Origin of the sequence: Pseudonocardia sp. EV170527-09 (assembly GCF_008369905.1) — a bacterium.
GTDB lineage: Bacteria > Actinomycetota > Actinomycetes > Mycobacteriales > Pseudonocardiaceae > Pseudonocardia.
The window spans coordinates 1-260 of sequence record NZ_VRMC01000526.1; the positions used below are offsets into that span (position 1 = coordinate 1).

The 260-nt window shown below is 51.5% G+C and carries 1 protein-coding gene; it reads right to left on the minus strand.

The genetic code is table 11. The features are described 5' to 3' along the window. Positions 1–260, minus strand: a 260-nt coding sequence (locus FVA95_RS31285; RefSeq protein WP_205016086.1) for a hypothetical protein, incomplete at both ends; no start/stop codon positions are given.

Consider the following 260-nt stretch of genomic DNA (forward strand, 5'->3'; position numbering starts at 1 on the left):
GCTGTAGCCTATATGGGGCAGGATAGCGCGGTAGTTGGTCTCGGGGAGGGTTTCGAGCTGGTTGTTTAGGAAATACTCCCAACGGCTCACTTCGGGGTGCTCATCGTGTGGCTCGTTGTTCCAATCTTCTATATCGGCAAGGCGTGCCTGCACGAGTTCGTTGTAAGGGATAATTTTAGTAGCTCCTTTGCCCGCTTGGTTAGCTTCGCTCTTTGCAAAGGGGCGTGCTATCCAACCTTCGGCGTATTTTTCCTTATTGT